The organism is Limnohabitans sp. Hippo4 (assembly GCF_003063605.1).
Lineage (GTDB): Bacteria > Pseudomonadota > Gammaproteobacteria > Burkholderiales > Burkholderiaceae_C > Limnohabitans_A.
Genome location: NZ_NESE01000005.1, coordinates 84179 through 102687 on the forward strand (window position 1 = coordinate 84179; position 18509 = coordinate 102687).

The window sequence follows — 18509 nt, forward strand, 5'->3', positions numbered from 1 at the left end:
ATTGGTTTGGAATGTAGCACAAGTTTTTGGCAGTTTTCTGACAAGAAATCTAAGAAAAACCCTCTTAAGCCGTGCCGCCCACGGTCAAACCTTCAATTCGCAAGGTGGGTTGGCCCACGCCAACAGGCACACTTTGACCTTCTTTGCCACACACACCCACACCCGAGTCAAGGCGCATGTCGTTGCCAATCATGCTGACGTGTTTCAGGCATTCGGGGCCACTGCCCACCAAGGTCGCGCCCTTCACAGGGTATTGAATCTTGCCGTTTTCAACCCAATAGGCTTCACTGGCAGAGAACACAAACTTGCCGCTGGTGATGTCCACTTGGCCACCGCCAAAGTTGGTGGCGTACAAGCCTTTCTTGATGCTGGCCACAATTTCTTCAGGCGCTTTGTCGCCACCCAACATGTAGGTGTTGGTCATGCGCGGCATGGGAATGTGCGCATAGCTTTCACGGCGACCGTTGCCTGTAGGCTTCACACCCATCAAGCGCGCGTTCATGGCGTCTTGGATGTAGCCTTTCAAAATGCCGTCTTCGATCAGCACATTGCGCTGGCTAGCGCAGCCTTCATCGTCCACATTCAAAGAGCCACGGCGATCAGAAATGGTGCCATCGTCCAGCACGGTGACGCCTTTGGCTGCCACGCGTTTGCCAATCATGCCACTGAAAGCGCTGGAGCCTTTGCGGTTGAAATCGCCTTCTAAGCCATGACCAATGGCCTCGTGCAACAAGACACCAGGCCAACCTGGGCCCAAGACGACGGTCATCACGCCAGCAGGCGCAGGTCGTGCGTCCAAGTTGGTGAGGGCTGCATGCACGGCATCGTCCACATAAGCATTGACCATGGCATCGTCAAAATAAGCCATGCCAAATCGGCCACCGCCACCGCCACTGCCAACCTCGCGTCGGCCATTTTGTTCAGCAATGACCGTGACCGACAAGCGGACCAAGGGTCGCACATCGGCGGCCAAGGTGCCATCGGCACGCGCCACCATGACCACATCGTATTCACTGGCCAAACCCGCCATGACTTGCACTACGCGGGGGTCTTTGGCACGCGCCAATTGCTCTACTTTTTCTAGCAACTGGACTTTGTCAGTGCTGTTGAGCGAGCTGATGGGGTCAAGAGAGGGGTACAGCGAGCGCATGCCCGCAATTTTGCGCGGGGTCACTTTGGCTTTTTTATTTTGGTTGGCCTGTGCAATGGCACGCACCGTTTGCGCAGCATCCATCAAGGAAGCTTCTGAAATGTCATCAGAGTATGCAAAGGCCGTTTTTTCACCCGCAACGGCGCGAACACCCACGCCTTGGTCGATGCTGAAACTGCCCGTTTTCACAATGCCCTCTTCAAGGCTCCAGCCTTCTGCACGGGTGTATTGGAAATACAAATCGGCGTCGTCAACCTTGTGGGCCTGAATGGCGTTCAAGGCCTTGGCCAAATGGGTTTCGTCCAAGCCAAAAGGCTCGAGCAACAAGGACCTGGCTGTGGCCAGACGTTCAAGAGTGGGTTCACGTGAAATCATGCTGCCATTGTAGGCAAGCTCAGAAGGCCCTGCTGAACACCGGTCAGCTGGCCTTGTGAGTTTCACGCGCTTAGGTTTGAACCAGACGTTTGGCTTTGGCAATGGACATCAAAATGCCCAAGCCCAAACCCAATGTGACCATGGCGGTGCCGCCATAGCTGATGAAAGGCAAAGGCACGCCCACCACAGGCAGGATGCCACTGACCATGCCCATGTTGACAAAGGCATAGGTGAAGAAAATCATGCTGACACTGCCGGCCAACAAACGGGTGAACAAGGTGGGCGCCTCTTTGGCAATGACCAAACCGCGGAACACCAAAAAGAAGAAGCAGATGATTAAAAGGAAGGTGCCGAGCAGGCCAAACTCTTCCGAAAAAGCCGCAAAGATAAAGTCGGTGGTGCGCTCGGGAATGAACTCCAAGTGGGTTTGCGTGCCCTGCATGAACCCCTTGCCCCAAAAGCCGCCCGAACCAATGGCAATCATGCCTTGAATGATGTGAAAGCCTTTGCCCAAGGGGTCTCGCGCTGGGTCGAGCAAGGTGCAAACGCGCTGCCGTTGGTACTCGTGCAAAACCTTCCAATCTACCCCTTCAGCGCACAACTGCGTTTCAAACGCCACCAGCAAACTCAATCCAATCAAGCCCAGCAAGACCGGCGGCAAGATCAAGCGCCAACTCAAACCTGCAAAAAACAGCACGGCCACACCCGTGCTGAGCACCAGCAAAGCAGTTCCCAAATCGGGCTGACGCATGATCAGTCCCACTGGCACCATCAACAACAAAGCTGCCACCAAGAAATCAAGCGGTCGAAGTTGGCCTTCCCGCTTTTGGAACCACCAAGACAGCATCAGGGGCATGGCAATTTTGAGAATTTCGCTGGGCTGAATGACCACACCGACGTTGAGCCAGCGCCGCGCACCCTTCTTGGTGATACCAAAAATGGCCACGGCAATCAACAGCAGCACGCCCGCCGTATAAATGGGCACCGCCAAGGTCATTAGCCGCTGCGGTGGAATTTGCGCCACCACAAACATGATGGTGCCGGCAATCAGCATGTTGCGCCCATGGTCGACAAAACGCGTGCCATGGTCGTAGCCCGAGGAGTACATGATGAGCATGCCCGCGCAGGCCAGCACAAAGACCGCAAAGGCCAATGGCCCGTCAAAACCTTCAAACAAATGAAGGAAGCGAGACGACCAACTGGGTTTTTCGATGACACGGGACATGGCCGAATTATCCTTTGCTTCGGCAGATTTAGGCGCTTTCACCCTAAATTTGAACCACCTCAGGCTTGCCCAAGGGCCTGCGCATGGGACAATTGCGCTCATGTTTTTATTGTTTGAAGAAGCTGGCAAATTTGTTGCCGGACGCGTCTTGTCAGAGGCAGAAGCCTCGGTGCAAGTGGAATTGGACAGCGGCAAGCGGGTCAAAGTCAAAGGCGCCAATGTGCTTTTGAAATTTGACAAGCCAGCACCAGCCCAACTCTTGGCAGACGCTGCCACCATCAGCCAAAGCATTGAGCTTGATTTGGCGTGGGAATTCGCGCCCGACACCGAGTTCGGTTTTGCCGAAGTGGCCCGCGAGTATTTCAATGCAGATGCCACCACCGCGCAGCAGGTGGGGGCCCTCATTCGCCTCTACGAAGCGCCACATTATTTTCGCCGTGCTGGCAAAGGCCGATTCAAAAAGGCCTCTGCCGAAACAGTGCAATTGGCTTTGGCAGGGATAGAGAAGAAAAAACAAATTCAAGCGCAGATTGAAAGTTGGTCGCACGAACTGATGGCGGGTCAATGCCCTGCCCCCATCAAAGAGCAGCTCTACAAAATTTTGTTCCGCCCCGACAAGAATGCACCCGAATACAAAGCGGTGGTCGAGGCCAGTCGTGCCAGCCAAACGGCGCCGCTGACTTTGCTGCAAAACGCCGGTGCCATTGCCAGCGCCTATGACTTTCATTGGCAACGCTTTTTGTTTGACAACTTCCCCAAGGGCACTGGCTTTCCCAAATTGGAGGCGCCTGCCATTGCGCAGGAATTGCCATTGGCCAACGTACAGGCCTACTCCATCGACGATTCACAAACCACTGAAATCGACGATGCCTTGTCTTTGCAAGGGCTGGGCTCCGGCCAAGTGGTGGTGGGCATTCACATTGCCGCCCCTGGCTTGGCCATCGCGCCCAACAGCGCCATCGACAACGTGGGCCGCAACCGTTTGTCCACCGTCTACATGCCGGGCTACAAAATCACCATGCTGCCTGATGAAGTGGTGCAAAGCTACACCTTGGCCGAAGGCCAGGCCTGCCCAGCGGTGTCGCTGTACGTCACGTTGGACGAAGCCACGCTCAGCATTCAACACACCGAAACCAAATTGGAGCGCGTGCCCATCAACGCCAATTTGCGCCACGATCAACTCGATCAATGGGTGACACAAGCTTGGTTAGAGGATGCTGCACCCGCAGCCCGTGAAGGTGAACCCCAACTGCCGATTGCGCACAGCGAATTGGCATTTTTCTGGCGCTTGGCACAACACCTCAAGGCGGGCCGCGAAGTGGTGCGCGGCAAGCCCGAGAATTTCAACCGCCCCGACTACAACTTCCGTTTGGTCCGTGACAACAAAGACACGCCGCCCACAGGTCAAGAGTCGGTGCAGATTTCGGTACGCCAACGCGGCGCGCCCCTCGACTTGATCGTGGCCGAGGCCATGATCTTGGCCAACAGCACATGGGGCCAATGGCTGGCCAGTTTGGGCGTTCCAGCCATCTACCGCAGCCAAGCCAGCATGGCACCCGGCGTCAAAGTGCGCATGGGCACCAAGGCCCTGCCGCATGCTGGCATTGGCGTGCCTGCGTATGCGTGGAGCACTTCACCCTTGCGCCGTTACACCGACTTGGTTAATCAATGGCAAATCATTGCCTGCGCCCAACACGGCGCCACAGCGGCATTGGCCGCCCCCTTCAAACCGAAGGATGCACAACTGTTTGCCATCATCAGTGCCTTTGATGCGGCCTACACCGCTTACAACGGCTACCAATCCGGCATGGAGCGCTTTTGGACATTGCAATACCTGAAGCAAGAAAACATCACGGAAGTGGTGGCCAGTTTGGTCAAAGAAATGGCGGGTGGCAGTTGGTTGGTGCGCGCAGACCACCTGCCACTGATGCTCACTGTCATGGGCGCATCAGGCTTGACGCGGGGTGACAAGGTCAAGGTTCAATTGGGCGCCATCGATGCCATGGCGCTGGACGTCAGTGGCACCGTCATCGAGAAAATCATCAGCGAACATTCTGAAGCCGAGGACAGCGAGGCAAGTTTGGATGAGGCCATGGAAGATCTGGATGAAGCGGCCACAGGCCCCATTGCCATTGCGCTGAACGTCAACGAGGCGCCCGCCGAAGAATAATTCATGTCGACGTCAACCGCACCTTTTTCTGCAAGCACTTCGCACCGCACCTTGGTGTGGGCTTTGGGTGTTTCGGTGCTGGTGCATGCGGCACTGCTCACCTTGAAATGGGTCTCGCCTGCCACCTTTGATCGCATGTTTGAAACCAACACTTTGGAAGTGGTGTTGGTCAATTCACGCAGCACCAACGCGCCCGATGCACCCTTGGCATTGGCGCAGGTCAATTTGGCAGGCGGTGGTCAAGTGCCAGGAACCGCGATCCAAAGCAGCCCTTTCAGTGCCAATGTGCAAGATCAAAACGGCCAAGAGTTGCAGCAAGTTGAGAAAAAAATTGAGACGCTGAAAAACGAACAAGTGCGGCTCATCGAACAACTCAAGCAAGAGTTGTCACAGCTCAGCAACCAAGCGCCAAGCGCGGCCAGTGACGGCAAGACCGATGCCGTGATTGAGCGCAAACACCAGCTCGCCAGCCAGTTGGCGCAAATTGAAAAGCAATCACAAGCTCTGCAAGGCGGTCCCAAAAAACGCTACATTGGCCCTGCCACCCAAGAAGTTTCCTTTGCGCGTTACTACGACAAGATGCGTCGCACCATCGAACTCACAGGGACAGAAAATTTTCCGCAAGCGGGCGGCGAAAAACTCTACGGCAGCCTCACCATGGTCATCACCCTCGATGCCAAAGGCCGTGTGCTTGAAACTGAAATTGCCAGTGCATCTGGCAAACCCCTGCTAGACAAACGCGCGCAAGCCATCGTGCGCGGTGCCTCACCCTTTGATGCATTCACGCCAGAGATGAAACGTCAAGCGGACCAATTGGTGGTGGTGTCACGCTTTCACTTTGCGCGCGATGAAACCCTAGAAACCAACATGTTGGCACCTCAAAACAGTGCCGCTTCAGCTCGCTCAACACCCATTCAACGAACCCCATAAGCGATTGAATTGCATGGACACGTACTGCGTTTTCGGCCACCCCATTGAACACAGCAAATCGCCGTGGATTCACGCACGTTTTGCACAGCTGACCGATCAAAGTATGGTGTATCACAAGACAAAAGCGCCGCTGGACGGATTTGCCAACAGCTTGCATGCCTTCCAACACCAAGGCGGCAAAGGTTGCAACGTCACCTTGCCCTTCAAAACAGAAGCTGCGGCATTGGCCACCCACTGCAGTCCCCGTGTGCTTCTGGCGCAAGCTTGCAACACCTTGAAATTTGACGGACAAACCATCTATGGCGAGAACACCGACGGCTTAGGCTTGGTCACCGACTTGGTCCGCAACGCGGGCTGTCAGCTTCAAGGCAAAAGCGTTTTGTTGATTGGTGCGGGCGGTGCCGCAGCAGGCGTCTTGGGGCCCCTGCTGTGCGAAAAACCGCGCCAACTCTGGGTCACCAATCGAACGGCCGAGAAAGCCACGGAACTGGTGCAACGGCATACCACATTGGCCTCTGAGCAAGGGGTCGAGTGCCAGGCCTTGAGTTTGCAACACGAAGGGCTGTTCAGTCAGTCCTTTGATGTGGTGATCAATGCGTCCAGCAGTAGCTTGCATCAAGGCGAAGTGCCCGTGCCTCACAGCGTTCTCAAACAAGGCGGTATGGCTTGCGATTTGATGTACGGTCCTGCGGCACAAAGCTTCATGCAATGGGCCACTGCACACGGCGCACAAGCGCGTGATGGGCTGGGCATGCTGGTCGAGCAAGCCGCCGAATCCTTCTATGTCTGGCGTGGCGTCCGCCCACCTACAGCACCTGTTTTGGCCGAGCTGCGCGCCTTGTTGGCGCAGTCCTGATCTTCTCTTTCAACAACGTCATTCATGCGCTACGCACTCTACGCATTCAAACAATGGCTTTTGTTGCTATTGGCTGGCTTCGTCTTGTTGCAATTGTTTTTCATTGGACGCGTGGGTTTCATGGCGGTGGTCGATCCCTCCTCTACCGCATTTGAACGTTCACAAGCCTGGCAAATTGTGAGCAGCCAAGGTCGCTTGTTGTGGCGCCAAACTTGGATGCCTTCTGAGCAAATCGCCAAACCGCTCAAACGCGCCGTGCTGGCCTCCGAAGACAGCGCCTTCACCAGCCACAACGGCGTGTGGTGGGATGCTGTGGAAAAAGCGTGGAGCAAAAATGCCAAAGCCCAAGCCAAACTAGAAGCGCAGGCTGCGCAAAAGAAAAATGGCAAAGTGGCGGCCCCCAAAATTGTGGGCGGCTCTACCATCACCCAGCAATTGGCCAAAAATCTATTGCTCAGTGGCGAGCGAACCCTGATTCGCAAAGGCCAAGAATGGGTCATCACGGTGGCCTTGGAAAGCTTCTTGTCCAAAAAGAAAATCCTCACGCTCTACCTGAACCATGTGGAATGGGGCAACGGCGTGTTTGGCGCAGAAGCAGCAGCGCGGCATTATTTTCAAAAGTCTGCCAGCCAGCTCACCGAATGGGAGGCTGCCCGCTTGGCCGTGATGCTGCCGCGACCCCGCTACTTTGAAAAGCTGCCGCAATCGGTCTACCTCAGCGACCGTGCGCAAACCATCATGGCGCGCATGAACGATGTTGCGGTACCCTGAGTCACCTCTCACCCTCTAGCCATCACAATCCACCCATGAGAATTCTTGGCATTGACCCCGGCCTTCAAACCACTGGTTTTGGTGTGATTGATGTGGACGGCTCCAAACTGACCTATGTGGCCAGTGGCGTCATTCGCACGGACAAAGTTCAGCAAGGCAACTTGCCCAATCGCTTGAAGGTGATTTACGACGGCATTGTCGAAATCAACCAGCGCTACCAACCCAACGCAGCCTCGGTCGAAATTGTGTTCGTCAACGTCAATCCGCAAGCCACCTTGCTACTGGGACAAGCGCGCGGTTGTTGCGTCACAGCTTTGGTGACGTGCAATTTGCCTGTGGCCGAGTACACCGCTTTGCAAATGAAAAAGGCCATCACCGGACATGGCCGTGCCGCCAAGTCACAAATTCAAGAGATGGTGAAACGCATGCTGAAGTTGCCTTCGGTGCCGGGTCCCGATGCAGCCGATGCGCTGGGTTTGGCCATCACGCATGCGCATGCCAGTCCGTCCATGAACAAGCTGGCGGCATTGGATGTGCTCAATCGCAAGACCCACGGCATGTACCGTGATGGGCGAAGCCATTAAGCAGCCCAGCCATTCAGCAACTGAACCCATTAGCAGTTGCCTCATTGCGCAAGTCCGCTTGAAGGCTATCTGTCAGAGCTGTTTTACTTGGGCATGACCATGCGGTCGCGCTTGGCCAACTCGGGGAAGAACTTCACTGCAGCCACGGCCACACCCACTGTGGCCAAGCCCCCAAAAATCGCAGAGCCAACGGGCCCCCACATGGCTGCTGTCGTACCCGACTCAAACTCGCCCAACTGATTGGAAGCACCAATGAAAATCGAGTTGACGGCGGCAACACGGCCGCGCATGTCATCGGGTGTTTCCAGTTGCAGCAACGTCAGGCGCGTCACCACGCTGACGTTGTCTGCAGCGCCGGCCACCATCAAAGCCGCCATCGACAACACAAAGTGCGTTGAGATGCCAAATACAAAATTGGCCAAACCAAACACGCCCACGGCAATCAACATCCAACGGCCCACGCGCCGCTCGATGGGCCACTGCGTTAAAACGACCGCCATCAACAAAGCACCCACAGCAGGTGATGAACGCAAGAGTCCTAAGCCTTCAGGGCCTGTGTGCAAAATGTCTTTGGCATAAATGGGCAAGAGCGCTGTGACGCCTCCCAGCAGCACAGCAAATAAATCCAAGGCAATGGCGCCCAACAAGACCTTGTGATGCCACACAAAGTGAGCACCTGCCAACACGCTGCGCAAATCAGCGGCTGCTTTGGAAGGCTTGTGGTCGTAGCGAACGGTCAAGGCCAATAAAAAAGCAATGAACAAACAGGCTGCACATGTGACATACACCGCATTCACATGCATGGCGTACAAAATACCGCCCAGCGCAGGCCCGCCAATGACGGCTGTTTGTACGCCTGTGGAACTCAAGGCCACTGCGCGTTGCAAAAGATGACTGGGCACCAAGTGCGGCGTAAGTGCTTGTTGTGTGGGCATTTGAAAAGAGCGCACCATGCCCAGCACAGCTGAGATGAACAACACCAACTCGCGCGTGACTTGATCGGTGGCGGTGCCCCAAACCAACAAACCGGCTACGGCTGTTTGGACCAGCATGCACGTGGCGTAGATGTGGACCTTGTGAACACGGTCCACAATTTGCCCAGCAGGCAATGTCAAGATCAGCGCGGGCACAAATTGAAACAATCCCACCAAACCCAGGTCCCAGGCACTGCCCGTGATTTCGTACATGTGCCAGGCCAAAGCCACCATCAACATTTGCGTGGCCAAGATACCGGCCAAACGCGCCAGCCAAAAACGCAAGAAGGGTTGGTGCGACAGCAAATCGCGCAAAGAAGACTGGGCAGCCGTGTTCATGCCTTGCAATTACCAAGCACGCACAGGCAAGGCAAATCCTTCGGGTGCTTTTTTGACATCGTCAAAGCTGACGATTTCATAGGCATCGGGTTGATCGAGCAAGGCGCGAAGCAATTGGTTGTTCATGGCATGGCCAGAACGGAAAGCGGTGTAGCTGGCAATGAAAGGTTTGCCAATGATGTACAGGTCCCCCATGGCGTCCAAAATTTTGTGCTTCACGAACTCGTCGTCGTAACGCAAACCATCGCTGTTCAAGACCTTGTAGTCGTCCATCACAATGGCATTGTCCAAGCCACCACCCAAGGCCAAGCCATTGGAGCGCAGCATTTCAACGTCTTTGGTGAAACCAAAAGTGCGGGCCCGTGCAATGTCGCGGGCATAGACATCGCGCCCCATGTCAAACACCACTTGCTGACCTGTGGAGTCGACTGCGGGATGCTTAAATTCAATTTCAAAGCTCAGGCGATAACCGTCGTAGGGTTCTAGTTTGGCCCACTTGACGTTCTCGCCTTGACCTTCACGCACTTCAACGGTTTTGAGCACGCGGATGAATTTTTTCGGTGCTTTTTGAAGTTCGATGCCAGCGCTTTGCAACAAAAACACAAAGGAAGAAGCCGAGCCATCCAAGATGGGCACTTCTTCAGCCGTGATGTCGATGATCAGGTTGTCAATGCCCAAGCCTGCGCAGGCAGACATCAAATGTTCAACCGTGTGCACCTTGGCTTGGCCACTGGAAATGGTGGAGGCCAATCGCGTGTCTGTGACGCTGAGTGCATTGATGTGGATGTCGACAGGTTCGGCCAAATCGACACGCCGAAACACAATGCCGGTGTCGACTGGCGCAGGCCTCAGGGTCAGCTCAACCCGTTGACCGCTGTGCAAACCCACACCCACGGCCTGGGTGAGGGTTTTAAGGGTTCTTTGAGCAAGCATGGGTTGATTTTAAATTCTCAAGCCCAAGCTTGCACAAAGAGGGTTTTGCAGACCCACTCTGACGCGATGCCAATTGAAAATCAGTCAGCTTGCTTGCGCAAGAAGGCTGGAATTTCAATGTCGTCCATGCCAGCAGAGGCCATACCGTCGACTTTGGCAGCAGCCTGCGTGCGGTTGGTGCGCCACACGCTTGGTGTGTTCAAACGGCCATAGTCACCACCCAAGGCGGCGTTTTGACCACCCAGTGTGGGGGACACAGCATCGCCAGTGTCTACAGTGAAAGGCACGTTGTCGGTACCTGTGCGCAAAACTTGCAATGGAGGCGCTGTACGGCGAGCACCTTGGCTTGACAAGCCAGTGGCCACCACGGTCACGCGAATTTCGTCGCCGAGGCTTTCGTCATAAGCTGTACCGTAAATGACGTGTGCGCTTTCAGAAGCATAGGCACGGATGGTGTTCATGGCTTGCTTGGACTCGCTCAATTTGAGGGAGCCTTTGGCCGCACTGATCAACACCAACACGCCTTTGGCGCCAGACAAGTCGATGCCTTCGAGCAATGGGCAAGCCACCGCTTGCTCAGAAGCAATGCGTGCACGGTCTGGGCCACTGGCAGAAGCCGTACCCATCATGGCTTTGCCGGGTTCGCCCATGACAGTGCGCACGTCTTCAAAGTCGACGTTCACGTGGCCAGGTACGTTGATGATTTCTGCAATACCGCCCACCGCATTTTTGAGCACGTCATTGGCGTGCGCAAAAGCTTCGTCTTGGGTCATGTCTTCGCCGCCTGGCAATTCCATCAGCTTTTCATTGAGCACCACGATCAATGAATCGACGTTGGCTTCGAGTTCGGCCAAACCTGCTTCGGCGCTTTGCATGCGGCGACCGCCTTCAAAGTCGAAAGGCTTGGTGACCACACCCACGGTCAGGATGCCCATCTCTTTAGCAACACGTGCGATCACTGGTGCAGCGCCAGTGCCTGTGCCGCCGCCCATACCGGCTGTGATGAACAACATGTGTGCACCTTCGATGGCCGCGCGAATGTCTTCCACAGCCTCTTCTGCTGCATCACGGCCTTTTTCTGGTTTGCTACCTGCACCCAAACCGGTATGACCCAGCTGGATAAAGCGGTGCGCTGCGCTGCGTGCCAATGCTTGTGCATCGGTGTTGGCGCAAATGAATTCAACGCCTTGAACGTTGCGCTCGATCATGTGCTCAACAGCGTTGCCGCCGCCGCCGCCCACGCCGATCACTTTGATTTGCGTTCCTTGATTGAACTCTTCGACTTGGATCATTTCAATGCTCATGGTGCTCTCCTAAAACTGTTGCAGTTGCCTGAATATTTAATTTTGAAAATTTTATTTTTATGGGTTTAAAAGGGTTTCAACATCGCTGATGTGGACTCCCCCTTGCCAAGTAAAGTTTGCGCCAATCCATCAGAAGTTACCCACGATGAAATCTTTGAAGCGAGTGAAGGCGTTGTTCATCGAACCCTTCTTCTGCGAAACTTTGAAGCCACGCAAGCGGGCCAAACGGGCTTCTTCCATCAGGCCCATCACGGTGGCCACGCGGGGCTGGCTGACCATGTCAGACAGCGCGCCGTTGTATTTGGGAACGCCGCGGCGAACGGGCTTCAAGAAAATGTCTTCGCCCAGTTCCACCATGCCGGGCATCACTGCGCTTCCGCCAGTGAGCACAATGCCGGACGACAAGACCTCTTCGTAACCAGATTCGCGAATGACTTGCTGAACCAGCGAGAAGATTTCTTCAACGCGGGGTTCAATCACGCCGGCCAAAGCTTGCTTAGACAACATGCGCGGTGCGCGATCGCCCAAGCCGGGCACTTCCACTTGAGCTTCGGGATCGGCCAACAATTGTTTGGCACAACCGCTTTCGACCTTGATGTCTTCTGCATCTTTGGTAGGGGTGCGCAAAGCCATGGCAATGTCGCTGGTGATCAAATCGCCTGCAATCGGGATCACCGCCGTGTGGCGAATGGCGCCGTTGGTGAAAATGGCCACGTCGGTGGTGCCAGCGCCAATGTCTACGCAGGCCACACCCAACTCACGCTCGTCTTCGGTCAACACCGCCAAGCTGGAAGACAAAGGATTGAGCAGCAACTGGTCCACTTCCAAGCCGCACCGACGCACGCACTTGATGATGTTTTCTGCGGCGCTTTGAGCGCCGGTCACGATGTGCACCTTGGCTTCAAGGCGCATGCCGCTCATGCCAATGGGCTCTTTCACATCTTGGCCATCAATCACAAATTCTTGCGGTGCGACCAACAACAAACGCTGGTCCGTGGAGATGTTGATGGCACGCGCTGTTTCAACCACGCGCGCCACATCGGCTGGCGTTACTTCTTTGTCTTTAACCGCCACCATGCCACTTGAATTCAAACCGCGAATGTGGCTTCCAGTGATGCCGGTGTTGACGCGTGTGATTTTGCAATCCGCCATCAACTCGGCTTCTTTCAAAGCTTGCTGAATACTTTGCACCGTGGCGTCGATGTTGACCACCACGCCGCGTTTCAAACCATTACCTGGGGCCACGCCCATGCCTGCCAGTTTCAATTCTCCACCTGGCATGACCTCGGCCACGACGACCATGACCTTGGACGTGCCAATGTCGAGACCGACCACCAAATCTTTGTATTCTTTTGCCATATGTCCAACCGTTCTTGTCTATATCTTCAATCGATCAAGGTTTTTTCAAACCATCTACCGCCAAAGTGCTGACGCCCCGCAACCTCAAGGCGTAACCACTTTCATAACGCAAATCTGCCGACAACAATGACGTAGTGGTGCGGCCGTAGCGTGACGCCACCTGGGTCAATGTTTTCGAAAACAGTTTCAATCTGTCACCCAACTCTTGTTGCGTGCCTTGCCCCAATTCCAAGCTGGCACCCGACTCAAGTTGCGCAGACCAACTGCCGCGCTGACTGAGCTCCAACTTATCCAGTGGCATGTCCATCTTGGCCATCAAAGGCTTGAGGTACTGGAACATTTCCCACACCGTTTTCGCCTGCGACTCGGGCCCTTTCAGGGTGGGCAATGCATCGCTGTCCACATCGTCGGCATTGACTTCAAACACGGCACCTTCGGCACTTAAAAACTTGCCATCACCTTCAGTGCCCCATTGCGCCACAGGCTGGAATTCATCCAAGGTGACCGACAAACGGTTGGGAAATTCGCGGCGAACCAGTGCCGAACGAATCCAAGGAATTTGCTCAAAGGCTTGACGGGCTTGCAGCAAATTCAAAGTGAAGAAGTTGCCTGTCAGTTGCGGCAACACATTGGCACGCAATGTCACCGCATTGCTGTGTGTCACATTGCCGCGCACCGTGATGCCTTGAATGGAGAAAGCCGGATGGCGCAGCAACCAGCCAATGCCACTGGCCACGCACATGATGAGGGCCAGGGCAAACATCAATCCTGACGTCCATTGCATCAAGCGCACATCCATGGGCAAGACCAGCGGCTTTTTCATGCCAAGCCCCCAGCTGATGAAGAGTGCTCAAGACCCGCATGGGCCAACAAGTGCATGCACAGGCTTTCGTAATCCATGCCCGCAGCTTTGGCTGACATGGGCACCAAAGAGTGACCCGTCATGCCGGGTGAGGTGTTAATTTCTAGCAAATAAGGCTTGCGACTTTGCGCATCGATCATCACATCGACACGGCCCCATCCTTTGCAGCCCAGCACTTGGTAGGCCTTCACCACAAGGGCTTGAATGGCCTTTTCTTCAGATTCGGGCAAACCAGACGGCACCAAGTACTGCGTGTCGTCGGTGAAATATTTGTTTTGGTAATCGTAATTACCGGCGGGCGCCACAATGCGGATCACGGGCAAGGCCTGGGCTGTTTCGCCTTCACCCAACACAGGGCACGTGACCTCATCGCCAGCAATGAACTGCTCGCACAGCACATCGGTATCGCATGCTGCGGCAGCCTTCAGGGCTTGAGGCAATTCGCTGGCCTGCGTAACTTTGGCCACACCAATCGACGAGCCTTCTCTCGCTGGTTTCACGATGAGGGGCAAGCCCAAAGTTTGAATCACATGGGCTTGCGCCTGCTCACCCAAATTGTCTTGCTTGAGCAAGACATAACGAGGGGTGGGAACATCCTCAGACAACCACACGCGTTTGGTCATGGTTTTGTCGATGGCGATGCTAGAGGCCATGACGCCAGAGCCGGTGTAGGGGATGCCCAGCAATTCGAGTGCGCCTTGCACTGTGCCGTCTTCACCGAAGCGGCCATGCAATGCAATGAAGCAGCGCTGGAAACCTTCTTTTTTGAGATCGGCCAAATTGCGTTCGGCAGGGTCGAAAGCATGGGCGTCGACACCGCGACTGCGCAGCGCATTGAGCACACCATTGCCAGACATGAAGGAGACTTCGCGCTCGGCTGATTGACCGCCCATCAGCACGGCCACTTTACCGAAATGGGCTGGTGCGTTGCTCATGCAACACCTCCCATTTTTTGAACTTGGGCAGGCACTGCGCCGATGGAGCCGGCACCCATGCAAATGACGATGTCACCGTCTTTTGCATTGTCAAAAATAGCCTGCGCCATGCCTTCAATTTTATCGACAAAAACGGGTTCAATTTTGCCTGCGATGCGTAAAGCACGAGATAAAGATCGACCGTCCGCTGCAACGATGGGCGCCTCACCTGCTGCATAAACTTCGGACAACAAAACGTGGTCGGCACCGTGGCTGATCACGCGCACAAAATCTTCAAAGCAATCGCGTGTTCGGCTGTAGCGATGCGGCTGAAATGCCAGCACCAAACGACGGCCTGGAAAGGCGCCGCGGGCCGCTGCCAAAGTGGCGGCCATCTCAACTGGATGGTGACCGTAATCGTCGATCAACGTGAAGCTTCCGGCTTGGTTCAACAGCTTCACTTCGCCATAGCGCTGGAAGCGGCGACCCACACCTTTGAAGTGGGCCAAGGCACGCTGAACCGCCGCGTCGTCCACACCCAATTCAACGGCCACCGAGATGGCGGCCAAGGCATTCAGCACATTGTGATCACCCGGCAAGTTCAGCACGATGGGCAAATCGGGCAAAACCACACCGTTGCGGCGTTGGACGGTGAAATGCATTTGACCGTTTTCGGCCCGAACATCCACCGCGCGGACTTGTGCGCCTTCTTTCATGCCGTAGGTGGTCACAGGCCTGGCCAGCTTGTCTTGGATGCTGCGCACGCCAGGGTCATCGCTGCACAAAATGGCCGTGCCGTAGAAGGGCATGCGGTGCAAAAATTCAACAAATGCCGACTTCAATTTTTCAAAGTCGTGGCCGTAGGTCTCCATGTGGTCGGCATCGATGTTGGTCACCACCGCCATCACAGGCAATAAATTCAAGAAAGAAGCGTCCGATTCGTCTGCTTCCACCACGATGTAGTCACCCGTTCCGAGCTTGGCATTGGTGCCCGCACTGTTCAAGCGACCGCCAATCACAAACGTGGGATCGAGTCCGCCTTCTGCCAACACGCTGGCCACCAAGCTGGTGGTGGTGGTTTTGCCGTGGGTGCCCGCAATGGCCACACCTTGCTTCATGCGCATCAACTCAGCGAGCATGACGGCGCGTGGCACCACTGGAATGTGGCGTGCCTTGGCCACCAGCACTTCAGGGTTGTCGGCTTTGACGGCCGTTGAAGTGACCACGGCGTCAGCGCCCTGAACGTTGTCTGCACTGTGGCCTACATGCGTTTGGATGCCCAATGCAGCCAAACGGCGCAAGGTGCTGCTGTCGGACAGATCAGAGCCCGAGATGGTGTAACCCAAATTCAACAATACTTCTGCAATGCCGCTCATACCGGCGCCACCGACGCCTATGAAGTGGATATGACGAATGGCGTGTTTCATGCGGCCAATGCCTCGCAAGCTGCCACCACTTCTTGAGTGGCTTGTGTCTTCTTCAAAGCCCATGCTTTTTCGGCACAGGCCAACAATTCTTCACGTGTCAGGCTGGCCAAACGGGCCGCCAAAGTTTCAGGCGTGAGCTGGGCTTGTGGCATCAGCCAGCCCGCACCCTGTTGAACCAAGAAATTCGCATTGGTCGTTTGGTGATCGTCCACCGCAAATGGGAATGGCACATAAATGGCAGCCGCACCTACCGCCGCAATTTCGGTCACGGTGCTGGCCCCAGAACGGCAAATGACCAGATCGGCATCGGCAAAGGCTTGTGCGGTGTCATCAATGAAAGGCGTCAGTTCTGCTTGCACGCCAGCTTGTTGGTAATGGTTGCGCAAGGCCTCAATTTGTTTGGCCCCACTTTGATGCACCACCACGGGCCGCTGATCTGCAGGCATCAAGGCCAGCGCTTGAGGCACGATTTCATTCAGGGCCTGTGCACCCAAACTGCCACCCACCACCCAAATTTTCAAAGGACCCGTGCGGCCCGCAAATCGGGCTGCAGGTGCAGGTTTGTTCAAGAAATTCTGACGCAAGGGATTGCCCACCCACACGCCTTTTTTCAGCACGTCTGGAAATGCGCAGTAGATGCGATCGGCCACACCGGCCAACACTTTGTTGGCCAAGCCCGCGACCGAGTTTTGCTCATGCAAGACCAAGGGCTTGCCCATCAGAACAGACATCATGCCGCCTGGGAAAGTGATGTAGCCACCCAAGCCCACCACCACGTGGGGCTGCACACGGCGAACCACTTGCAGACTTTGCCAAAATGCCTTGAGCAGACGCATAGGCAGCAATGCCAAACTGAGCAGACCTTTGCCGCGCACACCACCAAATTCAACAGGCTCAAATGCAAAGCCACGTTGCGGTACATATTGACTTTCCATGTTGCCGGGTACGCCCAACCAATGCACGCGCCAACCCGCATCACGCAAAGACTCGGCCACGGCCAAGCCTGGGAAAATATGCCCACCGGTACCGCCAGCCATGATGAGTGCGCAGCGCGTCATGAACGACCCCCTCGCATCATCTGTTTGTTTTCGGCGTCGATGCGAAGCACGATGGCAATGGCCACCATGTTGAGCAAAATGGCCGAGCCGCCATAACTCATCAAGGGCAAAGTCAAACCTTTGGTCGGCAGCGCGCCCAAGTTCACGCCCATGTTGATGAAGGACTGGAATCCAATCCAGATGCCCACACCTTGTGCCACCAAACCTGGGAATGTGCGGTCCAAAGCCAGAGCTTGACGGCCAATCACCATGATGCGGCGGCTGAGCCACAAGAACATGCCAATCACGGCAATCACGCCCACCAGTCCAAACTCTTCGCCAATCACAGCCAACAAGAAATCGGTGTGCGCTTCGGGCAGCCAGTGCAGTTTTTCTACGCTGCCCCCCAATCCCACGCCAAAGATTTCGCCGCGGCCAATGGCAATGAGTGAATGCGACAACTGATAACCTTTGCCCAAGGCATGCGTGGGATCCCAAGGATCGAGGTACGCAAAAATGCGTTCACGGCGCCAGGGCGATGCGGCAATGATCATGGCAAATGCAAACACCAAGATCGCCAAGATCAAGAAGAACATGCGGGCATTCACACCGCCCAAGAACAAAATGCCCATGGCAATGATGGCGATCACCAAGAAAGCGCCCATGTCGGGTTCGGCCAACAAAAATATACCGGCCAAGCCAACAGCAGCGCCCATTGGCAACACCGCGCGGAAGAAGCGCTCTTTCACTTCCATCTTGCGCACCATGTAATCGGATGCGTAAATGATGACGGCCAGCTTGGCAAATTCAGAGGGCTGAAAGTTCATCACCCCCAAGGAAATCCAACGGCGTGCGCCATTCACACCTTTGCCAATGAAAGGCAGCAACACGGCTGCCAGCAAGACCAAAGACAAAATGAACAGAGGCCGCGCATTTTTTTCCCACATTTCCAAAGGCACTTGGAAAGCCAACAAAGCCACACCAAATCCAATCACGATGGAAATGACATGACGGACCAGGAAATGCGTTTGGGAGTAGCGCGCAAACTTGGGGTTGTCTGGCATGGCAATGCTGGCCGAGTACACCATGATCATGCCCCACATCAGCAAGGCCACCACCACCCACACCAAGGCTTGGTCAATGTTCTGAATCTTGCCTTGCGCAGCACCATTTTTGGCGTAGTCATAGCTGCCCAAATTAACTGGCAAGCCGCCATCACCTGCGGCCTGAACGGACGCACCACCGCCGGCGCGGCTGAACAAGCCAGCGCTCCAAGCAGTGAAACGTGCCATCCATTCA

The 18509-nt window shown here is 55.3% G+C and carries 16 protein-coding genes; 5 read left to right on the forward strand and 11 right to left on the reverse strand.

Annotated features, from left to right (window positions below; genetic code table 11):
• Nucleotides 1-64 precede the first annotated feature (64 nt).
• Both tldD and rodA read right to left on the reverse strand, forming a co-directional pair.
• Complete coding sequence (tldD, locus tag B9Z46_RS12740; protein ID WP_108257021.1) at nt 65-1525, reverse strand: metalloprotease TldD; 1461 nt, start codon at nt 1523-1525, stop codon at nt 65-67.
• A 70-nt stretch (nt 1526-1595) separates the two neighbouring features.
• Nucleotides 1596-2750 carry a rod shape-determining protein RodA gene (gene rodA / locus B9Z46_RS12745; RefSeq protein ID WP_108257023.1) on the reverse strand — a complete coding sequence of 385 codons (1155 nt, stop codon included), beginning with the start codon at nt 2748-2750 and terminating at the stop codon, nt 1596-1598.
• Nucleotides 2751-2850: 100 nt separating this feature from the next.
• Here rodA and B9Z46_RS12750 point away from each other — a divergent pair, with 100 nt between their 5' ends.
• The 5 genes from B9Z46_RS12750 to ruvC are packed head-to-tail and all read left to right on the forward strand — an operon-like array spanning nt 2851 to nt 8061.
• Nucleotides 2851-4920 carry a ribonuclease catalytic domain-containing protein gene (locus B9Z46_RS12750; RefSeq protein ID WP_108257115.1) on the forward strand — a complete coding sequence of 690 codons (2070 nt, stop codon included), beginning with the start codon at nt 2851-2853 and terminating at the stop codon, nt 4918-4920.
• Between the two features lie 3 nt (nt 4921-4923).
• A complete protein-coding gene (locus B9Z46_RS12755) occupies nt 4924-5850 on the forward strand; it encodes a TonB family protein (protein WP_108257025.1) in 927 nt (308 codons plus the stop codon).
• A gap of 13 nt (nt 5851-5863) precedes the next feature.
• Nucleotides 5864-6706, forward strand: a complete 843-nt coding sequence (aroE, locus tag B9Z46_RS12760; RefSeq protein WP_108257027.1) for a shikimate dehydrogenase — start codon at nt 5864-5866, stop codon at nt 6704-6706.
• Between the two features lie 24 nt (nt 6707-6730).
• Nucleotides 6731-7477 carry a monofunctional biosynthetic peptidoglycan transglycosylase gene (gene mtgA / locus B9Z46_RS12765; RefSeq protein ID WP_108257029.1) on the forward strand — a complete coding sequence of 249 codons (747 nt, stop codon included), beginning with the start codon at nt 6731-6733 and terminating at the stop codon, nt 7475-7477.
• A 35-nt stretch (nt 7478-7512) separates the two neighbouring features.
• Nucleotides 7513-8061: a crossover junction endodeoxyribonuclease RuvC gene (gene ruvC, locus B9Z46_RS12770; protein WP_108257031.1), complete on the forward strand. Its 549-nt coding sequence runs from the start codon at nt 7513-7515 to the stop codon at nt 8059-8061.
• A gap of 83 nt (nt 8062-8144) precedes the next feature.
• Here ruvC and B9Z46_RS12775 read toward each other — a convergent pair whose 3' ends face one another.
• The 9 genes from B9Z46_RS12775 to ftsW form a co-directional block, all read right to left on the reverse strand.
• Nucleotides 8145-9374 (reverse strand): MFS transporter, encoded by a 1230-nt coding sequence (locus B9Z46_RS12775; RefSeq protein ID WP_108257116.1) that lies wholly within the window; start codon nt 9372-9374, stop codon nt 8145-8147.
• 9 nt (nt 9375-9383) lie between these two features.
• Complete coding sequence (gene lpxC / locus B9Z46_RS12780; protein ID WP_055361640.1) at nt 9384-10307, reverse strand: UDP-3-O-acyl-N-acetylglucosamine deacetylase; 924 nt, start codon at nt 10305-10307, stop codon at nt 9384-9386.
• An 80-nt stretch (nt 10308-10387) separates the two neighbouring features.
• On the reverse strand, nt 10388-11611 hold the full coding sequence (gene ftsZ, locus B9Z46_RS12785; protein WP_055361641.1) for a cell division protein FtsZ: 1224 nt from the start codon (nt 11609-11611) through the stop codon (nt 10388-10390).
• A gap of 129 nt (nt 11612-11740) precedes the next feature.
• Nucleotides 11741-12970: a cell division protein FtsA gene (ftsA, locus tag B9Z46_RS12790; RefSeq protein WP_055361642.1), complete on the reverse strand. Its 1230-nt coding sequence runs from the start codon at nt 12968-12970 to the stop codon at nt 11741-11743.
• Nucleotides 12971-13004: 34 nt separating this feature from the next.
• Nucleotides 13005-13793: a cell division protein FtsQ/DivIB gene (locus B9Z46_RS12795; protein ID WP_108257033.1), complete on the reverse strand. Its 789-nt coding sequence runs from the start codon at nt 13791-13793 to the stop codon at nt 13005-13007.
• Nucleotides 13790-14767, reverse strand: coding sequence for a D-alanine--D-alanine ligase (locus B9Z46_RS12800; protein WP_108257035.1), 978 nt, complete (start codon nt 14765-14767; stop codon nt 13790-13792). Before B9Z46_RS12800 ends, B9Z46_RS12795 begins: the two co-directional genes overlap by 4 nt.
• Nucleotides 14764-16173 (reverse strand): UDP-N-acetylmuramate--L-alanine ligase, encoded by a 1410-nt coding sequence (gene murC, locus B9Z46_RS12805; RefSeq protein WP_108257117.1) that lies wholly within the window; start codon nt 16171-16173, stop codon nt 14764-14766. Before murC ends, B9Z46_RS12800 begins: the two co-directional genes overlap by 4 nt.
• Entirely contained in the window at nt 16170-17231 is a 1062-nt protein-coding gene (gene murG, locus B9Z46_RS12810) for an undecaprenyldiphospho-muramoylpentapeptide beta-N-acetylglucosaminyltransferase (RefSeq protein WP_055361645.1), read from the reverse strand. The genes murC and murG overlap by 4 nt, the downstream gene beginning before the upstream one ends.
• Nucleotides 17228-18502 (reverse strand): putative lipid II flippase FtsW, encoded by a 1275-nt coding sequence (gene ftsW / locus B9Z46_RS12815; RefSeq protein WP_108257118.1) that lies wholly within the window; start codon nt 18500-18502, stop codon nt 17228-17230. Before ftsW ends, murG begins: the two co-directional genes overlap by 4 nt.
• Nucleotides 18503-18509: the final 7 nt, after the last annotated feature.

What these genes read in the sequence shown, in the direction of transcription:
- tldD (WP_108257021.1), bottom strand. Translation starts at nt 1,525, where the DNA reads ATGATTTCACGTGAACCCACTCTTGAACGTCTGGCCACAGCCAGGTCC.
- rodA (WP_108257023.1), bottom strand. Translation starts at nt 2,750, where the DNA reads ATGTCCCGTGTCATCGAAAAACCCAGTTGGTCGTCTCGCTTCCTTCAT.
- B9Z46_RS12750 (WP_108257115.1), top strand. Translation starts at nt 2,851, where the DNA reads ATGTTTTTATTGTTTGAAGAAGCTGGCAAATTTGTTGCCGGACGCGTC.
- B9Z46_RS12755 (WP_108257025.1), top strand. Translation starts at nt 4,924, where the DNA reads ATGTCGACGTCAACCGCACCTTTTTCTGCAAGCACTTCGCACCGCACC.
- aroE (WP_108257027.1), top strand. Translation starts at nt 5,864, where the DNA reads ATGGACACGTACTGCGTTTTCGGCCACCCCATTGAACACAGCAAATCG.
- mtgA (WP_108257029.1), top strand. Translation starts at nt 6,731, where the DNA reads ATGCGCTACGCACTCTACGCATTCAAACAATGGCTTTTGTTGCTATTG.
- ruvC (WP_108257031.1), top strand. Translation starts at nt 7,513, where the DNA reads ATGAGAATTCTTGGCATTGACCCCGGCCTTCAAACCACTGGTTTTGGT.
- B9Z46_RS12775 (WP_108257116.1), bottom strand. Translation starts at nt 9,374, where the DNA reads ATGAACACGGCTGCCCAGTCTTCTTTGCGCGATTTGCTGTCGCACCAA.
- lpxC (WP_055361640.1), bottom strand. Translation starts at nt 10,307, where the DNA reads ATGCTTGCTCAAAGAACCCTTAAAACCCTCACCCAGGCCGTGGGTGTG.
- ftsZ (WP_055361641.1), bottom strand. Translation starts at nt 11,611, where the DNA reads ATGAGCATTGAAATGATCCAAGTCGAAGAGTTCAATCAAGGAACGCAA.
- ftsA (WP_055361642.1), bottom strand. Translation starts at nt 12,970, where the DNA reads ATGGCAAAAGAATACAAAGATTTGGTGGTCGGTCTCGACATTGGCACG.
- B9Z46_RS12795 (WP_108257033.1), bottom strand. Translation starts at nt 13,793, where the DNA reads ATGAAAAAGCCGCTGGTCTTGCCCATGGATGTGCGCTTGATGCAATGG.
- B9Z46_RS12800 (WP_108257035.1), bottom strand. Translation starts at nt 14,767, where the DNA reads ATGAGCAACGCACCAGCCCATTTCGGTAAAGTGGCCGTGCTGATGGGC.
- murC (WP_108257117.1), bottom strand. Translation starts at nt 16,173, where the DNA reads ATGAAACACGCCATTCGTCATATCCACTTCATAGGCGTCGGTGGCGCC.
- murG (WP_055361645.1), bottom strand. Translation starts at nt 17,231, where the DNA reads ATGACGCGCTGCGCACTCATCATGGCTGGCGGTACCGGTGGGCATATT.
- ftsW (WP_108257118.1), bottom strand. Translation starts at nt 18,502, where the DNA reads ATGGCACGTTTCACTGCTTGGAGCGCTGGCTTGTTCAGCCGCGCCGGC.